This window comes from bacterium endosymbiont of Bathymodiolus sp. 5 South, assembly GCF_900128535.1.
Classification (GTDB): Bacteria; Pseudomonadota; Gammaproteobacteria; order PS1; family Pseudothioglobaceae; genus Thiodubiliella.
Window position 1 is genome coordinate 1 of the sequence record NZ_FQTR01000383.1, and the last position, 1,002, is coordinate 1,002.

Sequence of the window (1,002 nt, forward strand, 5' to 3'; positions counted from 1 at the left end):
GACATCAGCCGTATCAAGATGAAAGCGAATGACATACTTACCAGTAGCGAGACTACCACCGACGAGGCAATTGCCCTTGGTATTGACATCAGTAAGACAGCGAACTACAAAGAGGGGCAACTCACTCGCTTTGTGAGCGTGAAATACAAATCCGACCTTCGTCGTGATGGCAACGATTACCTTGGCAAAAATGCCGAGCAAGAGGTGGTGATGAAACTGGGGCTGGATTATCAAAAAGACGACACCACCACTTCTGTTAGTTATGAACGCATTCAATCGACTAACAATAAAGCGCATAGTTATGGTATTGAAGGTGCTGTTCGATGGAAGTTTTGATGGGTTTATAAAAAGGATGCCTAAAAACCCTCGGCACAAATTAACCAATCAGCCTAAATGTATTTCTGCAGATATTTTTGAAAGAGAAAAGGCGATTTTTGTGGAACAAGCCAGACACCACCATCTCTAAGTGATCACTAGACTCTTGTAGATATGTCGTTCTGGTTAGATTATTGGCAATAGCTTTAAGAGAACTCGCTGGTAACTTTTTCTAATGAGAGATATTTGGGCGCTTGCCAAGCCTCAGTGTGGTGTCCATGGCAGTGTGTTTGCTATTGAAAGTTTGAGTTGATTGTCTTTAAACAGGGTGTTGATGGCATTCAACAGTTCACAAATAAATCATCTTTGAGCAGCTGGGTTCTAAAACTAATACCAAATTCAAAAAACAACTAAACTAAAAAACTCCACCCAAGCTTGGCAAGATCTTTCAATAATACCAAATTCAAAAAACAACTAAACCAAAAAACTCCACTCCCTACTACACAAATTTTTAATAAAACCATCCTCACTTAGTATTTCATTCCAAGCCTGACAAGATCTTTCAATAATATCATCATAATTTTGGAATGTGGTATTTGACAAGAATCTTTGTTTAATCTGTTGCCATAGTTGCTCTACTGGATTCAGTTCTGGAGAATAAGGCGGTAATGGTAATAATGTAACATT

Annotated in this window: 2 protein-coding genes; one reads left to right on the top strand and one right to left on the bottom strand. The window is 38.9% G+C overall.

What is annotated here, in order from left to right:
- A partial coding sequence (locus BBROOKSOX_RS11650) for a hypothetical protein (protein WP_180324053.1) occupies positions 1 to 336 on the top strand: 336 nt, incomplete at its 5' end.
- A gap of 453 nt (positions 337 to 789) precedes the next feature.
- On the opposite strand, the gene BBROOKSOX_RS11655 is transcribed toward BBROOKSOX_RS11650, so the two are convergent.
- Positions 790 to 1,002, bottom strand: a 213-nt coding sequence (locus BBROOKSOX_RS11655; RefSeq protein ID WP_180324054.1) for a transposase, incomplete at its 5' end; no start/stop codon positions are given.